The 20,777-nt window shown below is 61.4% G+C and carries 18 protein-coding genes; 11 read left to right on the top strand and 7 right to left on the bottom strand.

Features of this window, described 5'->3' with window-relative positions; genetic code table 11:
* Positions 1-44: 44 nt before the first annotated feature.
* Both leuC and leuD read left to right on the top strand, forming a co-directional pair.
* Positions 45-1,466: a 3-isopropylmalate dehydratase large subunit gene (leuC, locus tag KGB29_RS01355; protein ID WP_150814498.1), complete on the top strand. Its 1,422-nt coding sequence runs from the start codon at positions 45-47 to the stop codon at positions 1,464-1,466.
* A 3-nt stretch (positions 1,467-1,469) separates the two neighbouring features.
* Positions 1,470-2,078 carry a 3-isopropylmalate dehydratase small subunit gene (gene leuD, locus KGB29_RS01350; RefSeq protein WP_150814499.1) on the top strand — a complete coding sequence of 203 codons (609 nt, stop codon included), beginning with the start codon at positions 1,470-1,472 and terminating at the stop codon, positions 2,076-2,078.
* A gap of 123 nt (positions 2,079-2,201) precedes the next feature.
* Here leuD and KGB29_RS01345 read toward each other — a convergent pair whose 3' ends face one another.
* Entirely contained in the window at positions 2,202-3,119 is a 918-nt protein-coding gene (locus tag KGB29_RS01345) for a LysR substrate-binding domain-containing protein (RefSeq protein WP_057715257.1), read from the bottom strand.
* A gap of 128 nt (positions 3,120-3,247) precedes the next feature.
* Between KGB29_RS01345 and KGB29_RS01340 the strand changes: the two genes are divergently transcribed.
* Positions 3,248-4,594, top strand: a complete 1,347-nt coding sequence (locus KGB29_RS01340; RefSeq protein ID WP_150814500.1) for a 2-hydroxycarboxylate transporter family protein — start codon at positions 3,248-3,250, stop codon at positions 4,592-4,594.
* Positions 4,595-4,647: 53 nt separating this feature from the next.
* On the opposite strand, the gene KGB29_RS01335 is transcribed toward KGB29_RS01340, so the two are convergent.
* Positions 4,648-5,421, bottom strand: a complete 774-nt coding sequence (locus KGB29_RS01335) for an AraC family transcriptional regulator (protein WP_150814501.1) — start codon at positions 5,419-5,421, stop codon at positions 4,648-4,650.
* Between the two features lie 133 nt (positions 5,422-5,554).
* On the opposite strand from KGB29_RS01335, the gene KGB29_RS01330 reads away from it, so the two are divergent.
* From KGB29_RS01330 to KGB29_RS01295, 8 genes are all read left to right on the top strand, one after another.
* Positions 5,555-6,784, top strand: a complete 1,230-nt coding sequence (locus tag KGB29_RS01330) for an MFS transporter (RefSeq protein ID WP_150814502.1) — start codon at positions 5,555-5,557, stop codon at positions 6,782-6,784.
* 75 nt (positions 6,785-6,859) lie between these two features.
* Positions 6,860-7,255 (top strand): VOC family protein, encoded by a 396-nt coding sequence (locus KGB29_RS01325; protein WP_150814503.1) that lies wholly within the window; start codon positions 6,860-6,862, stop codon positions 7,253-7,255.
* Positions 7,256-7,413: 158 nt separating this feature from the next.
* A complete protein-coding gene (locus tag KGB29_RS01320) occupies positions 7,414-8,238 on the top strand; it encodes a response regulator transcription factor (RefSeq protein ID WP_150814504.1) in 825 nt (274 codons plus the stop codon).
* A gap of 417 nt (positions 8,239-8,655) precedes the next feature.
* Positions 8,656-9,771 carry an ABC transporter ATP-binding protein gene (locus tag KGB29_RS01315; RefSeq protein WP_150814505.1) on the top strand — a complete coding sequence of 372 codons (1,116 nt, stop codon included), beginning with the start codon at positions 8,656-8,658 and terminating at the stop codon, positions 9,769-9,771.
* Positions 9,772-9,810: 39 nt separating this feature from the next.
* Positions 9,811-10,953 (top strand): PotD/PotF family extracellular solute-binding protein, encoded by a 1,143-nt coding sequence (locus KGB29_RS01310; RefSeq protein ID WP_150814506.1) that lies wholly within the window; start codon positions 9,811-9,813, stop codon positions 10,951-10,953.
* Positions 10,954-10,984: 31 nt separating this feature from the next.
* On the top strand, positions 10,985-11,902 hold the full coding sequence (locus KGB29_RS01305; protein ID WP_150814507.1) for an ABC transporter permease: 918 nt from the start codon (positions 10,985-10,987) through the stop codon (positions 11,900-11,902).
* 1 nt (position 11,903) lies between these two features.
* Positions 11,904-12,731: an ABC transporter permease gene (locus KGB29_RS01300; protein WP_057715265.1), complete on the top strand. Its 828-nt coding sequence runs from the start codon at positions 11,904-11,906 to the stop codon at positions 12,729-12,731.
* Complete coding sequence (locus tag KGB29_RS01295; RefSeq protein WP_150814508.1) at positions 12,724-14,196, top strand: aldehyde dehydrogenase family protein; 1,473 nt, start codon at positions 12,724-12,726, stop codon at positions 14,194-14,196. The genes KGB29_RS01300 and KGB29_RS01295 overlap by 8 nt, the downstream gene beginning before the upstream one ends.
* Before the next feature lie 1,526 nt (positions 14,197-15,722).
* Here the strand turns inward: KGB29_RS01295 and KGB29_RS01290 are convergent.
* From KGB29_RS01290 to KGB29_RS01270, 5 genes are all read right to left on the bottom strand, one after another.
* Positions 15,723-17,105, bottom strand: a complete 1,383-nt coding sequence (locus KGB29_RS01290; RefSeq protein WP_150814509.1) for an LLM class flavin-dependent oxidoreductase — start codon at positions 17,103-17,105, stop codon at positions 15,723-15,725.
* A 34-nt stretch (positions 17,106-17,139) separates the two neighbouring features.
* Positions 17,140-17,985 carry an amino acid ABC transporter permease gene (locus KGB29_RS01285; protein WP_150814510.1) on the bottom strand — a complete coding sequence of 282 codons (846 nt, stop codon included), beginning with the start codon at positions 17,983-17,985 and terminating at the stop codon, positions 17,140-17,142.
* Complete coding sequence (locus KGB29_RS01280; RefSeq protein ID WP_102670069.1) at positions 17,982-18,803, bottom strand: ABC transporter substrate-binding protein; 822 nt, start codon at positions 18,801-18,803, stop codon at positions 17,982-17,984. Before KGB29_RS01280 ends, KGB29_RS01285 begins: the two co-directional genes overlap by 4 nt.
* A 189-nt stretch (positions 18,804-18,992) precedes the next feature.
* A complete protein-coding gene (locus KGB29_RS01275) occupies positions 18,993-19,961 on the bottom strand; it encodes a DHH family phosphoesterase (protein ID WP_150814511.1) in 969 nt (322 codons plus the stop codon).
* Between the two features lie 12 nt (positions 19,962-19,973).
* Positions 19,974-20,762: an SDR family oxidoreductase gene (locus KGB29_RS01270; protein ID WP_150814512.1), complete on the bottom strand. Its 789-nt coding sequence runs from the start codon at positions 20,760-20,762 to the stop codon at positions 19,974-19,976.
* Positions 20,763-20,777 lie beyond the last annotated feature (15 nt).

Below are 20,777 nucleotides of genomic sequence, written 5' to 3'. Positions count from 1 at the left end.
TGGGTACGTTTCCGTGATCTCGCATGACAACAAGAGCCCACTCCATGCACAGCCCCAGAACGCTCTACCAAAAACACATCGACAGCCACACCGTATGCGCCCTCGACGATCAGGGCCACGTGCTGCTGTACATCGACCGCCAAGTCGCCAACGAGTACACCAGCCCGCAAGCCTTCAGTGGCATGCGCGAAGCCGGTCGCAAAGCCTGGCGCCCGGGCGCAACCCTGGCGGTCGTCGACCACGTCAATCCCACGGCGCCGACACGCACTGCCGCCATGCCGGACGCTGGCGGCGCTCGTCAGGTGTCTTACTTCGAAGAAAACTGCCGCGACTTCGGTATCGAACTGTTCGACGTGCTGGACAAGCGCCAGGGCATCGAGCACGTCGTGGCCCCCGAACAAGGCTTTATCCTGCCCGGCATGGTCGTTGCCGCCGGCGACAGCCACACCACCACCTACGGTGCCCTCGGTGCCTTCGGTTTCGGCATTGGCACTTCGGAAATCGAACACCTGCTGGCCTCGCAAACCCTGGTCTACAAGCGCCTGAAGACAATGCGCGTGACGGTTAACGGTGTACTCGGTACGGGCGTGACGTCCAAGGACATCATCATGGCCCTGATCGAAAAAATCGGCGCTTCCGGTGCCACCGGCTATGCCATCGAGTTCGCCGGCCCGGCGATCAGCGACCTCAGCGTCGAAGCGCGCATGACCATCTGCAACATGGCCGTCGAAGCGGGCGCCCGAGGCGCGTTCATGGGACCGGATGACAAGGTCTTTGCTTATCTGCAACACAAACCCCGCGCCCCCCAAGGCCAACTGTGGGAACAGGCCGTCGCAAAATGGCGCGGCCTGCACAGCGACGAAGGTGCGGTGTTCGATCGCGAAGTCACGCTGGATGTCGCGGCTCTCGAACCCATGGTCACCTGGGGCACCAGCCCCGATCAGGCCGCATCGGTGGGCGGGCATGTGCCGGACCCGGCCGCGCAACCTGACTTGATCCTGCGTCAGGGCATGCAACGCGCCCTGAACTACATGGGCCTGACACCGGGCATGCCGCTCAGCGACGTGGTGATCAGCCACGCCTTCATCGGCTCATGCACCAACGCGCGCATCGAAGACTTGCGCGATGTCGCCCGCGTCGTGCGCGGCAAACGGGTGGCAGCCCACGTGCGGGCCATGATTGTTCCCGGTTCGACCCTGGTGCGTGATCAGGCCGAAGACGAAGGGCTGGCGCAGATCTTCCTCGACGCCGGGTTTGAATGGCGCCAGTCGGGCTGTTCGATGTGCCTGGCGATGAATGACGACGTGCTCGCCCCCGGTGATCGCTGCGCCTCAAGCACCAACCGCAACTTCGAAGGCCGCCAAGGCGCCGGTGCGCGCACCCATTTGATGAGCCCGGCCATGGTCGCCGCCGCAGCGATTACCGGGCACCTGACCGACGTGCGCACCTTCGCGCTGGAGGCTTGAACCATGCAACCTTTCGATTTCGTCAGCGGCAGCGCCGCCCCGCTCCTGGCCTCCAACATCGACACCGACGTGATCATGCCCAAGCAGTTCCTCAAAGGGATTGATCGCAAGGGGCTGGACAAGGGTCTGTTCTTTGACTTGAGGTTCCTTGGGTCCGGCGAACCCGATCCCGGGTTCATCCTCAACCAGCCGGCCTGGAGCGACGCTGCGTTCCTGGTGGTGGGTCCCAATTTCGGCTGTGGTTCGAGCCGCGAACATGCGGTCTGGGGACTGAAACAGGTCGGCATACGCGCCCTGATCGGCACCAGCTTCGCCGGTATTTTCTACGACAATTGCCAACGCAATGGCGTGTTGGCGATCCAGCTGAGCGAGGTTCAACTCAATCAGATTGCCGCGTTGACCAGCAACCCGGCAACGGCTCGAATCAGCGTCAATCTGCCGGAACAAACCATCGAACTGTCAGACGGCAACGTGATCCCGTTCGAGATCGATGAACTGCGCAAGCAATCATTGCTGCTGGGGCTGGATGCCATTGGAACCACGTTGCAACGCGCCGAACAGATTCGCCGTTTCGAGGCCCGGCATCTGGCGGATAATCCCTGGTTGGGCTGATGAGAACTTTGTAGGAGCGAGCTTGCTCGCGATGGTCGTCAACGATAACGCGTGTTTACTGGCTATACGCGGCGCTCTTGAATCCATCGCGAGCAGGCTCGCTCCTACAGAGATGCCGGTGGTTCATTCAACCGAAAGATGACGAAAGTATTCCTCGAGAAACTCCACGCAAACCCGCAGCTTGGCCGACTGGCTCAACCGCGTCGGGTACACCGCCCAGACGTTGGCGCTCTGGGTGTAATCGTGCAGCACCTGCACCAGTCGCCCCTGCTCCAGCATCGGCTTCACATCCCACATCGAGCGCAACAGGATCCCGCCGCCACTCAGGGCCCACTGCAACACGATCTCACCGTTGTTGGACGATAACGGCCCGCTGACGCGTACCGATTCTTCCTGCCCGTCCTTCGTCAGGCTCCACACGCCGAACGCGTTGTTGCGTTCCTTGAGCACCAGGCAATCGTGGTCTTTCAAGTCCGCCAGCGATTGCGGCACACCCCTGCGCTCCAGGTATTCGGGCGTCGCACACAGCACCCGCCGGTTGCTCACCAGTTTGCGTCCCAGGTGCTGGCCCGGCAGGTCATCACCCACGCGGATTTCCAGATCGAAGCCCTCGCCGACGATGTCGACCACGCGATCAAACACGTCCAGGCGCAATTCAAGCCTGGGATAGGTTTGCGACAGCTCGCAGATCGCCGGTGCCACATGGTTGCGCCCGAAACCGAAGCTGCTGCAGATGTGCAGCGAACCCATCGGCTGTTGCCGCGCCTGTGATATTTCGCCGACGAAGTCATCGAAGTCACCGAGCAACTTCTCCGCCCACACCCGCACCCGCTCGCCGTCGTCAGTCAGCGCGATGCGCCGTGTGGTGCGGTGCAGCAGCCGAGTCGAGAGCGTGGTTTCCAGCACGGAGATGCGTTTGCTGATGTACGCCGGGGAATACCCCAGCTCCTCGGCAGCGCTGGCGAAGCCGTTTTTTCGAACGACGGTGAGGAACACCTTGAGGTCTTCAGGCAAGGGAAATTGATCACGATTCGTGTTCATACGCCTCATACTTTCGCTGTTTATTGCGTTATTAGCGAAGGATACCATCGATCTACCGAGTGGCAATCCATCCCCGGCCAACCGTGGTTTCTGAATCCTCGATAAAAACAACATGAGGAAAGCGCGACATGAACAAGCCCTATGAACAATCCCTGAAAATCGAAACCGCCTCCGACGGCGGATTTGTGCAACGCCTGCGCAGCCTGTGCGCCTACGAAATCGGCGTCATCCCGCTGCCGATCTTTCTCGGCATCGCGGTCATCGTTTATCTCTCGGCCCATCTGGGCTTCCTGCCCAAGAACATGATCGGCGGGCTCGCCGTCATCATGACCATGGGCGTGTTTTTCGGCCAAATGGGCTCGCGCCTGCCGATCCTCAAGGAAATCGGCGGCGGTGCCATCCTGTGCCTGATGCTGCCATCGTTCCTGGTGTTCTACGGCTTCTTCGGACCGGCGACGATCGACGCCACCAAAATGCTGATGAAAGAAGCCAACTTCCTTTACTTCGTGATCGCCAGCCTGGTGGTCGGCAGCATTCTGGGCATGAGCCGTTTCATTCTGGTTCAGGGCATGCTGCGGATGTTCATTCCCTTGCTCGTCGGCACCCTGGCCGCCGTTGCCAGCGGGTTGATCGTTGGCAAGTTGGTCGGCTACAGCTTCCACCACACGTTCTTTTTCATCATCGTGCCAATCATTGGCGGCGGGATCGGCGAAGGGATACTGCCCCTGTCGCTGGCCTACTCGGCAATCCTCGGCGGCACGCCGGATATCTACGTGGCTCAACTGGCGCCCGCCGCCGTGGTCGGCAACATCGTGGCGATCATCTGTGCCGGTTACCTGGCGCGCCTGGCCCTCAAGCGCCCGACCATCAATGGCGAAGGCTCGCTGATTCGCGCCAAGGACGAGAATGACCAATTCCTGGTCAAGGAAGACACAGGCACTATTGTCGACTTCCGCGTCATGGGTGCAGGGGTGCTGGTAATCTGTGCGTTCTTCGTCCTCGGCGGCCTGCTGGAAAAAGTCGTGGGCATTCCCGGCCCGGTGATGATGATCCTCGCGGCGGTGCTGTTTAAGTACCTTCGGGTGCTGCCGGAAAAACTCGAGAAAGGCGCCAACAGCTTTTACAAACTGGTGTCATCGGCGTTCATCTGGCCGGTGATGATCGGCCTGGGCATGCTCTACGTGCCGCTGGACAGTGTGGTGAAAGTGTTCTCGGTCGGCTACGTGCTGGTATGCGTCTCGGTGGTGGTGTCGATGACCGTAGCCGGCTTCTTCATCGGCAACCTGATGAAGATGTACCCCATCGAATCGGCCATCGTGACCTGCTGCCACAGCGGCCTGGGCGGCACCGGAGACGTGGCGATCCTCTCGGCTTCCAACCGCATGTCGCTGATGCCGTTCGCGCAAATCTCCACGCGCATTGGCGGTGCCTCGACGGTGATTCTGGCGACGATACTGTTGCGGCTTTTTGTTTGACGCGGTGCCGGTGACCCAAGGGTGTTCTCTTGTGCAAGAGAACACCCTTTCCATCACTTGAAAAAATCGCTCGGCGTCTTGCCGAACTGCTTCTTGAACATGGTCGTGAATGCGCTTGGACTGTCGTATCCCAGCTCCCCGGCGATGTCTATGATCTTCTCCCCGACGGCTATCCGTTCCAGCGCCAACAGCAGTCGCGCTTGCTGGCGCCATTGGCCGAAAGTCATGCCGGTTTCCTTGCGAAACCTGCGCTGGATGGTTTTGGCGTCGAGGCTCAACCGGGCGCTCCAGTCCGACAACGTCGAGCCATCCCCAGGGTCACGCTGCAACGCGCTACAGATCAGGTTGATACGTTGATCGGCGGGCTGCGGCAGGTTCAACGGCAAGGTCGGCAGGATCGTCAGTTCATCCAGGATCAGCCGCAGCACCCGGGCTTCCCGCGAGTCCGGATTGCAGGCGAAGTCGAAATCGACCGAGACCTTGATCAGCTCGCTCAGCAACGCGGAAACACTCACCGCCCGGGTTTCGGCGGGCAGATCCAGGCTCGGGTCGGGGCGCACGAAAACGCTGCGCATCTTGATCGCCCCCACACAGCGAATCGAATGCACTTCACCACTCGGCATCCAGATGCCACGGCTCGGCGGCACCGTCCATTGGCTGGTGGCGGCGTGCACCACCATCACGCCTTCGATGGCATAGATCAGTTGATGCTTTTCATGCGAGTGCGGCGGGATGAACCAGTTTTCCGGGTAGTCGGTCGCACTGCTGCGTACGCTCCAGCCGCCCTGGTCGATCTCCGCGAGAAATGTCTGCAATGGTTTGATCATGACGCCCTTTTTGCGATGGTCCATGCCCGAGTTGCGCGAGACGGGCGCCGTTGAGGCCCCTAGGATAACGCCGAACCCTGAAATTGGCTGCGCCTTGCGTTCGCAGTTCGCGTTTTTATCCGGAAACTCGCCTATGTCGACCACTACCCTGAGCTCACCCTCACACACCGCTTCGGTGGCCAGCCAGGCCAGCCCGCTGGTCATGCGTGTCATTGGTGCCTGTGCCCTGGCGCACCTGATCAACGACCTGATCCAGGCCGTGCTGCCGTCGATCTACCCGATGCTCAAGGCCAGTTATGGCCTGAGCTTCACCCAGGTCGGTCTGATCACCCTGACCTTCCAGCTCACCGCCTCGCTGCTGCAACCGTGGATCGGTTTCTACACCGACCGTCATCCCAAACCGTGGCTGTTGCCGGCCGGCATGGTCTGCACCCTGATCGGTATTCTGATGCTGTCGATGGTCGGCAGCTTCCCGGCCATTCTCGTGGCCTCGGCACTGGTGGGGGTTGGTTCGTCGACCTTTCACCCGGAGACCTCGCGGGTGGCGCGCCTGGCTTCGGGCGGTCGCTACGGCCTGGCGCAGTCGACCTTCCAGGTCGGTGGCAACGCCGGTAGCGCCTTCGGCCCATTGCTGGCCGCCGCGATCATCATTCCCTATGGCCAGGGCAACGTCGCCTGGTTCGGCCTGTTCGCGGTGTTTGCCATCCTCGTGCAATACGGCCTGAGCCGCTGGTACCGCAATCACCTGAACCTGTTCAAGCTCAAGCAAGGCAGCAAGGCCACCCACGGCCTGTCGAAACGGCGGGTGACGTTCGCCCTGGTGGTGCTGGCGCTGCTGGTGTTCTCCAAATACTTCTACATGGCCAGCTTCACCAGTTACTTCACCTTCTACCTGATCGAGAAGTTCGACCTGTCGGTGGCCAGTTCACAGCTGTACCTGTTCCTGTTTCTTGGCGCCGTCGCGGCGGGCACGTTCTTTGGTGGCCCGATCGGCGACCGGATCGGCCGCAAGCAGGTGATCTGGTTTTCCATCCTCGGCGCCGCGCCCTTCACCCTCGCCCTGCCCTACGTCGACCTGTTCTGGACGGGTGTGCTGAGCATGATCATCGGCTTCATCCTCGCCTCGGCGTTCTCGGCCATCGTGGTCTTCGCCCAGGAACTGGTGCCCGGCAACGTCGGCATGATCGCCGGGGTATTCTTCGGCCTGATGTTCGGTTTCGGCGGGATCGGTGCCGCGCTGCTGGGGCACCTGGCGGATATCCATGGCATCGAGTACGTGTACACGCTGTGTTCGTTCCTGCCGTTGCTGGGGATTCTGACCATACTGCTGCCGTCTACTGGACAACGTTCATCGCGAGCGTAAATAGCCAAGTGGTGTTCTCCTGAAAAGCAGAGCACCCTTTCGGTCTTGCGATTCGGCCATCAGGAGGAAAAACCCATGAAAATCGTAGTCACCAGCGTGCTCGTCGATGATCAGGCCAAGGCACTTGCCTTCTACCGGGATGTGCTCGGTTTTGAACTCAAGCACGATATCCCCATGGGTGAACATCGCTGGCTGACGCTGACCTCTCCCGGCGACCCTGATGGCGTCGAGCTGCTGCTGGAGCCCAATGCCCACAGCGCGGCAAAGACGTTCCAGAGCGCGATCAAGCAGGACGGCATTCCCTGCACGTTTTTCGGCGTTGAAGACGTGCAAGCCGAATATGCCCGGCTCAGCGCCGCCGGCGTTCAATTCACCCGCCCGCCGACGGTGATGGGACCGGTCACCCTCGCGGTACTGGACGACACCTGCGGCAATCTCATCCAGATCGTCCAACATAACTCAACCACCTGATCATTTCTGCTACCAGCCCTGTAGCACTCGGTAACACCCGGCCCCAATGCGGTGCGTCTTTTAAACGCCCTGCCGTCCGCCACCCCGCTCTACACGGGGTCGCCCGCCATGGCGTACTTTGTGCATCCAAAGGCCATCCTCTTCTGCCTGTAGCCGCCATGCGCCCCAAGGAACTGAAACTCTGGACCACCGGTGTCGCCCACCTGCTCGACCTGCCTGCCGGGCATGGGCGGTTGTCGGGGTTGAGCCATTGGCTTCGGCAAATCTGCCCGGTCGATCATTTCGTGTTGTTTGTCTACGAAGGCAATCACCGGCCACTGGCGTTGTTCGATACGTTCTCGGCGGACAAGCGGGCGGTGTATGTCGACGACTATCAGTGCGGGCCTTACCTGCTGGATCCCTTCTACCTGGCTTGTACCCGTGGGCAGGCGCCGGGGCTGTGGCGTCTGCGCCAGTTCGCCCCCGACCACTTCTACCTCGGCGAGTACTTCCTGACCTATTACCAGCAAACCGGACTGGCCGAGGAAGTGGCGTTCTTCGTCGACCTCGGCGGTGGCGCCATGGCGGTGTTGTCGCTGATGCGATCCAGCGCCAGCTGTGCATTCAGCCGGGACGAAATGCAACTGGTCGAGTGCGCGCAAGCGGTGGTCGAGCAGGTCATCAATGAGGCCTGGCGCTTGCGTCAGGCTCAGGAACCGCGACCGGCGCAGGACCTGGACTTCAAGATCCGCGAAGCCTTCGACCACTTCGGCGCGCACATCCTCACCGGACGCGAGCAGGAAATCGTTCAACTGTTGCTGCGCGGCCACTCCAGCGCCTCAGTGGCCGAACAACTGAACATCAGCCCCGGCACGGTGAAGATTCACCGCAAGAACATCTATGCCAAGCTGGGCATTGGCAGCCAGTCGGAGTTGCTGGGGTTGTTTATTCGGGAGCTGACGGAGGATCCGTTGCAGGCCCCCGGCCTCAAGCTGCAAGCCTGATACCTGTCAGTCAACAGCCCCCCTGTGGGAGCGGGCTTGCTCGCGAAAGTGGTTTTTTAGCCGACACCTATGTTGCCTGACACACCGCCTTCGCGAGCAAGCCCGCTCCCACAGGTCTATCGGTGATCCGGAGATTGTGGTCAGGGCGGATCAAGCTGATCCAACGCCCCTGGGCTCGGTTTGCAGGTTGATACCTGTCGGTTGGCAATAATCCCTTGTAGGAGCGAGCCCGCTCGCGATGGTCGTTAACGATTACGCGTGATGACTGGCTCAACGCAGTGCTCTTGAGCCCATCGCGAGCGAGCTCGCTTCTACAACAATCCGCTTCTATCCCCCAAGGGATATATACACCGCAAAACCCCGATTGCTAGTTTGGCCCCCGACGCACTGATTCATCACTGCAAGGGAGCCCGTCTCGTGAACAACACCCCGCCAAGCGATATCGAATTCTGCAATGTGGTCAAACGCTATGGCGAGGTGCAGGCCGTCGGCGGTCTGAATTTCGCGGTGCGGCGTGGCTCGTTTCATTCCTTTCTCGGCGGCTCGGGTTGTGGCAAGACCACCACCCTGCGCATGATCGCCGGCTTCGAACAGCCCACCAGCGGCGAGGTTCGTCTGGCCGGCAAGAGCGTTGCCGGCGTGCCGGCCTTCGAGCGGCCGGTGAACATGGTGTTCCAGCATTACGCGCTGTTCCCGCACCTGACCGTGGCACAGAACATTGCCTATGGCCTGCGCTATCGCACCCCGCGCCCTGACAAAAAACAGCAACTGCGCATGGCCGATGAAGCGCTGGAGATGGTACGCCTGAGCGGCTTCGGTCAGCGCAAGCCGAGCGAACTGTCCGGCGGCCAGCAACAGCGTGTCGCCCTCGCCCGTGCGCTGGTGAACAAGCCGACGGTGTTGCTGCTCGACGAGCCGCTGGCCGCACTGGACCGCAAGCTGCGCAAGGAGATGCAATCGGAACTGCTGCGCTTGCAACGCGAGGTCGGCATCACCTTCGTGCTGGTCACCCACGACCAGGAAGAAGCCCTGTCGATGAGTGACAGCATCAGCGTGATGCACAACGGTTCGATCATCCAGACCGCCACTCCGGAACAACTCTATGAAGCCCCGGCCAGCCGCTATGTGGCCGACTTTATCGGTGAGTCCAATCTGTTCGACGGCACCGTGCGCCAGCTCAACGGCAACTCCGTGGTGCTGCGCACCGAGCAAGGGCTGGAACTGACCAGCCCCCTCACCCCCACCGGCAAAGCCCTGAGCGCCAACACCGCCGGTTGCATTGCGGTGCGGCCGGAGCTGATCAGCATCGCCGGGGCCAACGCCGAGATGACCCGGGAAGTGAAGCTGCCGGGCTGCGTTGAAGATCGCATTTATCTGGGCAATTCCACCGAGTACCGCGTGCGCACCCAGGCCTTTGGCGTGGTTTGCGTGCGGGTGCCGCGCCAGCAGGATCACGGCGCCAATGCATTCGAACACGGCGCGGCAGTGCGCGTCGGCTGGGATCACGCCAATGGCCTGGCCATGGCGTTGTAAATCATCGATTCGTTTCATCAACCGGATGTGGAGCGTGCTATGGACCAGAAGACTTTTATAAAAACCCTGCGCCGCTGGCAGAACGGCTCGATCAGCCGCCGTGAGTTCCTTGGCCGCACGGGCCTTGGGATCGCCGCCGCCGTGGTCGCGACCAACATGCCCGGCCTGCTGACCTCCACCGCAGAAGCCGCCGAGCAAACCAGGCTCGGTGATCGCCTGTCGCTGGCGACCTGGCCGAACTACCACAGCCAGGAAAACCTCGACGCCTTCGGCAAGACCACAGGCGCCCGGGTGTCGATGAGCGTGTTCGGCTCCAACGAGGAAATGCTCGCCAAATTGCAGGCCGGCGGCAGTGGCTGGGACGTGCTGGTGCCGACCAACTACACCATCAGCACCTACGTCGGCCTGGGCCTGATCGAGCCGCTGGACCTATCGCGCATTCCCAACTTCGATGCCTCGGCGTTCCAGCAGAAGTTCATGGCACAGGGCACGGTGGACGGCAAGGTCTACGCGGTACCGAAAAACTGGGGCACCACCGGTATGCTCTACGACGCCGGCAAACTGAAAAACGGCCCAGCCAGCTGGAAGGAATTCTGGGCCGCCGCCCAAGGCCCGGCCAGTGGCCGGACGATGGTCCACGACTACCAGTTGACCGCCATCGGCAACGCGCTGAAAAGCTTTGGCTACAGCTTCAACTCCCTGGACCCGAAAGAACTGGCCGATGCCGAAAAGCTGCTGATCGAGGTCAAGCCACACCTGTTCGCGATCAACTCCGACATCCAGCCGTCGATGCGCAGCGGCGATGCCTGGCTGGCGATGTCCTGGACCGGCGATGCTTCGCAACTGCACCGCGACAATGCGCAAATGCAGTTCGAACTGGGCAAGGAAGGTGGCGAGTTGTGGAGCGACTTCTTCGCGATTCCCAAAAGCTCGGAGCACAAGGATGCCGCCTACGCGTTCATCAACTACTTGCTCGATCCGCAGCACAACAAGCTGGAAGTGCTGAGCCACGGTTACCCGAGCGGCGACAAGCGTGTCGACGCGCTGCTGCCTGTGGCGATGCTCGACGATCCGATCATGTACCCGGCCGCCGAGGCCCTGAGCCCGCTGGAGTTCGGTGCCGCCGCGACGCTGACCAGCCCGGCGCGCGCCGAACTGATGGCGCGATTCAAGTCCGCCTGATCGCTTGACCATGGCCAATGAGGAGTCACCCATGAATGCCGCCGCCCACCCGCAAACGGTGCAGCCGGGCCATGCCCTGTCGGTCGAGGTTCGCCAACGGCGCAGCCTCGGCCGGCGCATTACCCTGCTGATGCTCTTGCCTTCGACCCTGTGGTTCCTGCTGCTGTTGTTGATGCCGCTGGTGATCATCCTGGTCTTCAGTTTCGGCGAGCGCAGCGCCGTGGGCGGTTACGCCGGTGGCTTCACACTGGCCAACTACCTGAACCTCGGTTCTCGCGGTGCGGCCTTCAGCAACACGCTGATGTTGGCGCCGCTGGGCACGCTGGTGTGCCTGGTGGCGGCTTATCCATTGGCGTACTTCCTTGCGGTCAAGGTCACGAGGAACCGCTCGCTGTTGCTGACCCTGGTGATCGTGCCGTTCTGGACCAGTTTCCTGATCCGCACCTACGCGTGGATTTTCATCCTCAGCGGCAAGGGCATCCCGGCGCTGCTGGCCAGCCTGGGTCTTGAGGATATACGGCTGATCAACACGCCGTGGGCGGTGCTGATCGGCATCGTCTACGGCTACCTGCCGCTGATGGTGTTCCCGATCTACGTCAGCCTGGAAAAACTCGACAAACGCCTGCTCGAAGCCTCGGCGGACCTCGGTGCCAGCGCCTTCGAAAGCTTCCGCCGGATCACCCTGCCGCTGTCCGCGCCGGGGATCATCACCGGGGTGATGCTGGTGTTCATCCTGCTGATGGGCGAGTTCCTGATCCCGGCCATTCTCGGTGGCGGCAAGGTGTTCTTTGTCGGCAACGCGCTGGTCGACCTGTTCCTGCAATCGCGCAACTGGCCGTTCGGCAGTGCGCTGGCCATGACGTTGGTAGCGATGATGCTGCTGATCATCGGCGTGTATCTGAAACTGGTGGCGCGCTACGGCAGCCGCCCTGCCGACGGAGGCCTGTGACATGTGGCTGCGCAGCTATTCAACCTCGCTGTACCTGTTTCTCTACGCGCCGATTGCCTTGATCGTGCTGTTCAGCTTCAACGCCGGGCGCAGTGGCCTGGCGTTCCAGTGCTGCTCGGTGCAATGGTTCGGCACCGCATTCGGCAACCCGTTCATCATGGAAGCCCTGGGCAACAGCGCGCTGATCGCCTTCAGTTCGGCGGTGATCGCCACGCTGTTCGGCACCCTGGCGGTGTTCGGCTTGCAGCGCTGCGGCGCCAAGGTACGGATGCTGTTCGATGCGCTGACCTATTGCGCGATCATCGTGCCGGGCATCGTCATCGGCATCTCGACGCTGATTGCCTTCATCAGCCTGTTCGACCTGATCAACCCGTTGCTGGCGAGCTGGTTGCCAACGGTACCGAAGTTGAACATGGGGTTCTTCACCGTGATCGCCGCGCATTCGCTTTTCACCATGGCACTGGTGATGGTGATCGTGCGCAGCCGCGTCGATTCCCTGGACAAGGCCTTGCTGGAAGCCTCCGCGGACCTGTACGCGCCACCGATGGACACCTTCTGGCGGGTGACCCTGCCGCAGATCAGTCCTGCGATCATGGCCGGGTTCCTGTTGGCGTTCACCTTCAGCTTCGACGATTTCATCATCGCGTTCTTCGTTGCCGGTTCCGAAACGACGTTGCCGATCTACATCTTTTCCTCCATCCGCCGTGGCGTGACGCCGGAGATCAACGCAATTTCCACGGTAATCATCTGCGTATCGCTGGCCCTGCTGTTCACTTCCCGCCATCTGCAAAACCGCCGCACCGGCGTCCAGGAGTCGCACCATGCGTGATCAGCTCTATATCAACGGCGAATGGGTCAGCCCGGACCTGGGCGGCTATCTGGACGTGATTGATCCGGCTACCGAACAGGCCTTCCACCGCGTGGCGGCGGGCACCGAAGAAGACGTCGATCATGCCGTGCGTTCGGCCCGGCGTGCCTTCGACAATGGCTGGGGCCAGACCAGCGGCGCCGAGCGCGGGCAATGGCTGGAGGCGCTGGCCGATGAACTGGAAAGTGGCCAGCAGGCGCTGGCGGAACTGGAAGTGCGCGACAACGGCAAACCCTTGCCCGAAGCGCAGTGGGACATTGGTGACGCCATCGCCTGTTTTCGCTACTACGCCGGGTTGGCCCGCGAACTGGATCAGCAACAGGATCAGCCGCTGGCCTTGCCGGACGCGCGTTTCCGCTGCCGCATCCGCCACGAGCCGATTGGCGTGGCCGGGCAGATCATTCCCTGGAACTACCCGCTGCTGATGGCCGCGTGGAAGGTTGCACCGGCTTTGGCAGCCGGGGCCACTGTGGTGTTGAAGCCGTCGGAACTGACGCCGCTGACCGCCCTGGAACTGGCCGCTGCCGCCGATCGTATCGGCTTGCCCGCCGGGGTGTTGAACCTGGTCACCGGCCTCGGCGCCGATGCCGGTAGCCCGCTCACCGAGCATCCGGGGGTGGACAAACTGGCCTTCACCGGCAGCGTGCCCACCGGCGCGAAAATCATGTCGGCGGCGGCCCGCGACATCAAGAACATCAGCCTGGAACTGGGGGGCAAGTCTGCCTTTATCGTGTTCGATGACGCCGATGTCGAAGCTGCCGTGGAGTGGATTTTGTTCGGGATTTTCTGGAACCAGGGCCAGGTGTGCAGCGCCACATCTCGTCTGCTGGTGCAGGAAACCATCGCTGCGCGCCTGATCGAACGGCTGGTGGAGGAAACCCGCAAGATCAGCATTGGCCCAGGCATGCAGCCCGGCGTGCTGCTCGGTCCGCTGGTCAGCCAGGGCCAGTACGACAAGGTGCTCGGCTTCATCGACCAGGGCCTGGCCAGTGGCGCCCGTTTGCTCACGGGCGGACGGCGACCGGCGCACTTGCGCGAAGGTTACTTTGTCGAGCCAGCGATTTTCGACGAGCCTGGTCACAGCAGCATTCTGTGGCGCGAAGAAGTGTTCGGCCCGGTGCTGTGCATCAAGCGCTTCAAGATCGAAGAGCAAGCGCTGCAAATGGCCAACGCCAGTCGCTTCGGCCTGGCCGCTGCCGTGATGAGCGCGGACTTGCAGCGCACCGCCCGGGTCGCCAACCAGTTGCGCGCCGGGATCGTCTGGGTCAACTGCTCGCAACCGACCTTCGTCGAAGCCCCCTGGGGCGGCATGAAACACAGCGGCATCGGCCGCGAACTGGGCCAATGGGGGCTACACAATTACCTGGAGGTCAAACAGGTGACCGAGTACGTCAGCGACCAGCCTTGGGGGTGGTACTTGAAGTAAGCAGGTCAAACTGTGGGAGCCAGCTTGCTCGCTATAGCGGTGGGTCAGTCAATATCTCTGTTAAATGTGCCGGCCTCTTCGCGAGCAAGCCCGCTCCCACAGGGATGGTGACCAACCGCAGGATTGGCGTTCACTGAAAGTCAAAACTGTGGGAGCGAGCTTGCTCGCGATAACGGTGGGTCAGTCAACATCTTTGTTGAATGTGCCGGCCTCTTCGCGGGCAAGCCCGCTCCCACAGGGATTGTGACCAGCCGCAGGATTGGCGTTCACTGAAGATCAAAACTGTGGGAGCGAGCTTGCTCGCGATGGCGGAGGGTCAGCCAACATCTCTGTTGGATGTGCCGGCCTCTTCGCGGGCAAGCCCGCTCCCACAGGGATGGTGACCAGCCGCAGGATTGGCGTTCACTGAAGATCAGAACTGTGGGAGCCAGCTTGCTCGCGATAGAAGTGGGTCAGCCAATATTTCTGTTGGATGTGCCGGCCTCTTCGCGGGCAAGCCCGCTCCCACAGGGATGGTGACCAGCCGCAGGATTGGCGTTCACTGAAGATCAAAACTGTGGGAGCGAGCTTGCTCGCGATAGCGGTGGGTCAGTCAATATCTCTGTTAAATGTGCCGGCCCCTTCGCGGGCAAGCCCGCTCCCACAGGGATGGTGACCAGCCGCAGGATTGGCGTTCACTGAAGATCAAAACTGTGGGAGCGAGCTTGCTCGCGATAGCGGTGGGTCAGCCAACATCTCTGCTGGATGTGCCGGCCTCTTCGCGGGCAAGCCCGCTCCCACAGGGATTGTGAGCAACCGCAGGATTCGCGTTCACTGAAGATCAAAACTGTGGGAGCGAGCTTGCTCGCGATAGCGGTGGGTCAGCCAATATCTCTGTTGGATGTGCCGGCCTCTTCGCGGGCAAGCCCGCTCCCACAGGGATGGTGACCAACCGCAGGATTGGCGTTCACTGAAGATCAAAACTGTGGGAGCGGGCTTGCTCGCGATAGCGGTGGGTCAGCCAATATCTCTGTTGGATGTGCCGGCCTCTTCGCGGGCAAGCCCGCTCCCACAGGGATGGTGACCAGCCGCAGGATTAGCGTTCGCTGAAGATCAAAACTGTGGGAGCGAGCTTGCTCGCGATAGCGGTGGGTCAGCCAACATCTCTGTTGGATGTGCCGGCCTCTTCGCGGGCAAGCCTGCTCCCACAGGGATGGTGACCAGCCGCAGGATTGGCGTTCACTGAAGATCAAAACTGTGGGAGCGAGCTTGCTCGCGATAGAAGTGGGTCAGCCAACATCTTTGTTGGATGTGCCGGCCTCTTCGCGAGCAAGCCCGCTCCCACAGGGATGGTGACCAACCGCAGGATTGGCGCTCACTGAAAGTCTAAACATACAAGCGAGCTTGCTCGCGATAGCGGTGGGTCAGCCAATATCTTTGTTGGATGTGCCGGCCTCTTCGCGGGCAAGCCCGCTCCCACAGTGTCCCGGGATTAACTGACTGGCATTAGCCTCTGGAGAGCCGCTTTTTTTCAGGACTGTCCCGCCCTAAAAACCTTTATCAAAGCGGAATGAGGCGCCGTAGGCAGAGTCCGGTAAATGGCTGGCGCCATCGTCCCGTAACCGCGAACGGAAAGTACCGCTCTGTGGCTGGGTACGATACAAGCCGCGTTTTTGCAGTTCAGGAATGATCAGTTCAACGAAGTCCTCAAGGCTGCCCGGGCTGATCAGCGGGTTGAGCATGTAGCCGCTGGTGCCGGAAATACGGGCGTGTTCTTCGATCCGATCGGCCACTTGTTGCGGCGTTCCCACCAGAATCAGATCACTGCCCCGGGTGACTTTGGCAAAGCGCTGTTTGACATCACCGGCGGTCAAGGGCTTGCCACTGCCATCAGGACGCATCACATAGGAAGTCATGCCTTCGGTGTGAGTGGACAACGCGTCGCTGTCCGCGTAGCGGCTGATGTCGATACCGGTATCACCGGCATAACTCACCAGTTGCGCCTGCAAGTGATAGTTGCTTTGCAGTTCGTCATATTTGCGTTGGGCTTCGATCTCGGTCCTGGCTGTGACGATGCGAAGTACCGTCAGTGATTTGACATCCCCGGCATGACGCCCCCGTGCCCTGGCCTGCGTCCATATATCTTCCAATCCCTGGCGAATCTCCAGCGGGTTGGACTTGGCGATGAAAATCAGTTCGGCGTGCTTGGCCGCAAACTCGCGGCCGCGGCCTGACCAACCGGCCTGGATCAGCAAGGGTGTGCGTTGCGGTGACGGGGATGTCAAATGCGGCCCGGCCACCCGATAATGCTCGCCAACATGATTGATCGGTCGCACGCGATCGCCCTTGGCATAGACCTGGCGAGACTTGTCGGCAACCACGGCATCGTTTGCCCAGCTGCCTTCCCAGAGTTTGTAGACCACATCGAGAAATTCATCTGCGCGTTCATAGCGATCATCGTGCTTGATCATCTGCTCCAGACCGAAGTTGCGAGCGGCGCTGGTCAGGTAGGAGGTGACGATGTTCCAGCCGACCCGGCCATTGGTCAGGTGGTCCAGCGTGCTGAAGCGCCGGGCGTGGGTGAAAGGATGCTCGTAACTGGTGGTGACCGTGACGCCGAAGGCGAGGTTTTCCGTCACGGCGGCCAATGCCGGGATGATCATCAACGGGTCGTTGGCCGGTGCTTCCACCGCCCACTTCATGGCCGCGTCGGCATTACCGCCAAACACATCGTAGAAACCCAGCACATCACCAAAAAACAGCATGTCGAGATGAGCCTGGTCGGCGATGCGTGCCAGGTTCGACCAGTAGCCCAGCGAGTTGATGGTCAGTCGCTCGTCGGCCGGGTGCGTCCAGAGGCTCGGCGCGCCGCCACAGCCAACGCTGGCTTGCTCGTATAACGCAAACAACAGAGGTTTTGGATCGGACATCGTAGTACCTGTAAAAAGTCATTAAACGGACGGGTCAGCGCTGATGCTTGAAACCTTTGCCGTAGTGGCGTTCAAGACGGTTCTGTATCAACTCCAGTCCAATGGACAGGAGCCAATAGATAACGGCTGCGGTGGTGAGCATTTCGATGTAGCGGTAAGACGAGCGACCATACGACTGCGCCAGGAACATCACTTCCCAGACCCCCATCACCGATATCAACGACGAGTCCTTGAGCATTGAAATGAACTGACTGGTTGTCGGGGGAATGATCGTGCGCATGGCTTGCGGCAGGACGATGTGCAGGAACGTTGCCGCCGGCCCCAGCCCCAGAGCCATCGCCGCTTCGCGCTGTCCGGGTGCTACAGCCATGATGCCGGCACGAAAAATCTCGCTGAGGTAGGCACCGTAATTGAGCGACAGCGCAATGATTCCCGCGCTGATGGCGCCCGGCACTACACCCAACTGCGGCAGCCCCAGGTAGATCAGCAGGATCTGGATCAACAGTGGAGTACCGCGAAAGAAAGACGCATAGAAACTGGCAACGCCGAAAGCCACTGCACTGCGAGACAGGCGCGCCAGTGCCGTCACGAAGCCAAGGAGCAACGAAAGCCAGATCGAACAGAAGCACAGGAACAGTGTCAGCGCGGCGCCTTGCAAGAAACCGTCAGGCCCCAAATGCAGGCCGACCAGGTTGGGCAGCTTCTGCACAATGATCGAGAACTTCAGATCGAAGCTCATGAAAAACATGACGCACAGGCCAAACAGCACTACCCAGGTCAAATACAGGCGAGTGCGAAAACCAGGTATCGGGCTGAAACGACGCGTCTCGGTTTCAGGGGCGACAGCCGTCTTGGCCGGGTGTGGATTGAGGGCTGTCATTGGCTGATATCGGCACCGATCCACTTCTGTGAAATCTTGCTTAATGTGCCGTCGGCCTTGAGCTGGGTCACGACCTCAGTGACTTTGGCATTCCATTGCGGATCGCCCTTTTCGATCGCGACCACGTTGGGCTCCGCATACAGCGTGTCGCCGGCAATTTTGAAGCGAGGATCCTGGGCGATGCGTTCGCGAGCGGTGATGAGGTTAGTGACCATGGCATCCAGGCGCACGCCGGTGCCCAGGGCCAGATCCTGGAAGGCGACCGTTTCGTTGTCGTATGGCGCGACCTGGACGCTTTCGAATGGATAGCTCAACGGCTTGTCCTCGGCGCCCTCAATCACCAGATCCTTGTTCAAATAGGCTTCATAGGTCGACGCACTGATCACGCCGACTTTTTTACCTGACAGATCCTTGCCCGTGACAATGTTCTTGTCTTTGGCATTGACCACGATCACCGCCGGTGACTGGTAATACTCCACCGGAAAGTCGAACACTTCGGCCCGTGCCTTGCTCGGGGTCATCGAGCAGACGCAGATGTCATATCGTCCGTTCCAGTGGCCGGCAGCGATGACATCCCAAGACGGAGTCTGCAGCTTCAGCTTCACCCCTAGCCGTTGCGCAACGGCCTTGGCGACATCGACGTCAAACCCGTCCAGTTGGTTCTGTTCATTGAGAAAGGAGAATGGCGGATAGCTTTCCATCAGAACGCCGGTCAGCTCCCCGCTGCTGGTTACGCGATCCAGGGTGGCGCCCGCGAAAGCCGTCGAGCAGGTAGCCAGTAATGCCAAGCCAAATGGTAAAAGCGCCTTAGTGTTCACAGACAAGTGCTCCAATCGATTCAAAATACTGAATAGATTAAAACGCACTATAAAAATAGTTTGTACTAGCTTTATGGAATATACGACTGCGTTCAAGCTATATTGGATCAAGCGGTTCAGGTGCTTGAACCGCTGACTTTTGGTGGCAAGCAACACCCCGACAGATCCGGTCCGGGCGTTGCCCTTTGCTCAGCGATAGCAATCGAGCAGGCGTGCGGCAACTTCCTTCAATTGCGCTTCGGCCAGATGGTTGATCCCGGCAGCACGCTTGCGCCCGCCCCCCGTTGGAAACTGCCGGCAGAAGGCATCCGCCGTCAGCCCGGCCTCTTCCGGTACCCGCAGGCTGAACGCCCAGTCACCGTCCGCCCTGGCGCTGAGCAAGCCGATCGCCTTACGTGGCGCACCGGCCGCCAGCTGGTTGGCCAGCACACCACTGACCCGCCGCGCCCAGGGTTGCACGGGCAGGCGGTACAGCTGCGCGCCCCGTCCCTCGTGCCAGGGTTCAAGGCCTGCGGCTGCAGCCATGTCGGCAGAGTGGCCGGTGCGCAGGGTGGTGAAGCTTGTGCTGTGGCGGATGAAGTCCAGCGGGTCGTGGTAAGGCAGCAGCTCGGCGGCCAGCGCCAGCGGCTCGAAGTGCAGGTCCGACAGGCTGTCGCCATAGGCGTTGTAGTTGAGCAGCAGGCCCAGCTCCTCCAGGGCATGCACCTCATCGTCGGCCAGGCCATGCTGCGCCGCCAGCACCCGGGCCGGGCCGGCCAGGCCGTCACCAAAGGCGGCGGCCACCGCCCAGCGGTGATGACGCCCGTCCAGGTAGGTGTTGACCAGCAGGCTGGTGCACACCTGGGCGGCCGTGTCGATGAAGGACTCGAATGCCGGATGCCGCGGCAGTTCGCCGGCAAAGTGGTGGTCGAAGTAGCGTACCCGGGCGCCGGCGTCGAGCAGGCGCCGGGTGGCCTCGCGGTTCTGCTCGTGGGCCACGTCCAGCACAGTGACCCGCTCGCCGGGCCCGGCCTGGACCCGGCGCAACAACTCGATGTCGCGCTTGACCCCGCTGACCAGGCGCACCTGCGGATCCAGTTCACCCGCCAGACGCAACTGCTGCAGGGCGCACAGACCGTCGGCATCGCCGTTGAAAGCGCAGTGATCGATTGTGTTCATCTGCCCTGCTCCTCAGTACATGACTTCGCCGCCGTTGGCATCGAGTTGCGCGCCATTGATCGCACTGGCGTAGTCCGATGCCAGAAACAACGCAGCGCGGGCGCACTCCTCGTCGCTGCGCATGCGCCCGCCGGGGATACCGGCACTGAACTCAGCGCGCACCTGTTCTTCGCTGACACCCCGGGCGACAGCACTCTGGCGTACCAGGGCCTGCACCGGCTCGCCCCACATCCAGCCACAGGCCAGAGCGTTGACCCGCAAACCGTGGGCCGCCTGCTCGCTGGCCAGGTAGCGCACGCTGGCTGCCAGGGCGCTTTTCGACGCGGCATAGGCCGCCCCACCCTGATACGGTTTGCGCACGCCCAGGGTGTTGATCATGACGATCGCCCCCGCGCCCTGCGCGCGCATTGGCGCCAGCACCGCGCGGCTCATGTTCAGCGAGCCCAGCAGGTTGACCTCCAGGGCCTCGCGCAGCGGGTCGTTGTCCGCCTCGTCCACCGCCTGGAAACCGCCATGGGAAAAGGCGCTGTTGATCAGCGCATCGATACGGCCGAATTGCTCGAGGGTGGCTTCGGCGAAACGATTGCACGCCTGCACATCGGTGATATCGGTGGCCACGCACAGCACTTCGCAATGCCCGGCGACCGCCTTGATGCGCTGTTGTGCCTCAAGCAGGCGGCCCATGTCGCGGGCGCCGATGGCCACGGCCCGCGCCCCTTCGCGCGCGGCCTCCAGGGCCAGTTTGATACCCAGCCCGGGGCCGACGCCCGAGACCATCACGACTTTGTCTTTAAGCAGCATGGGATGAATCCTCTT

Origin of the sequence: Pseudomonas sp. BF-B-30 (genome assembly GCF_019956305.1) — a bacterium.
GTDB lineage: Bacteria > Pseudomonadota > Gammaproteobacteria > Pseudomonadales > Pseudomonadaceae > Aquipseudomonas > Aquipseudomonas jessenii.
Note: the sequence above shows the minus strand (reverse complement) of the source record. Positions and strands in the feature narration are given on the sequence as shown.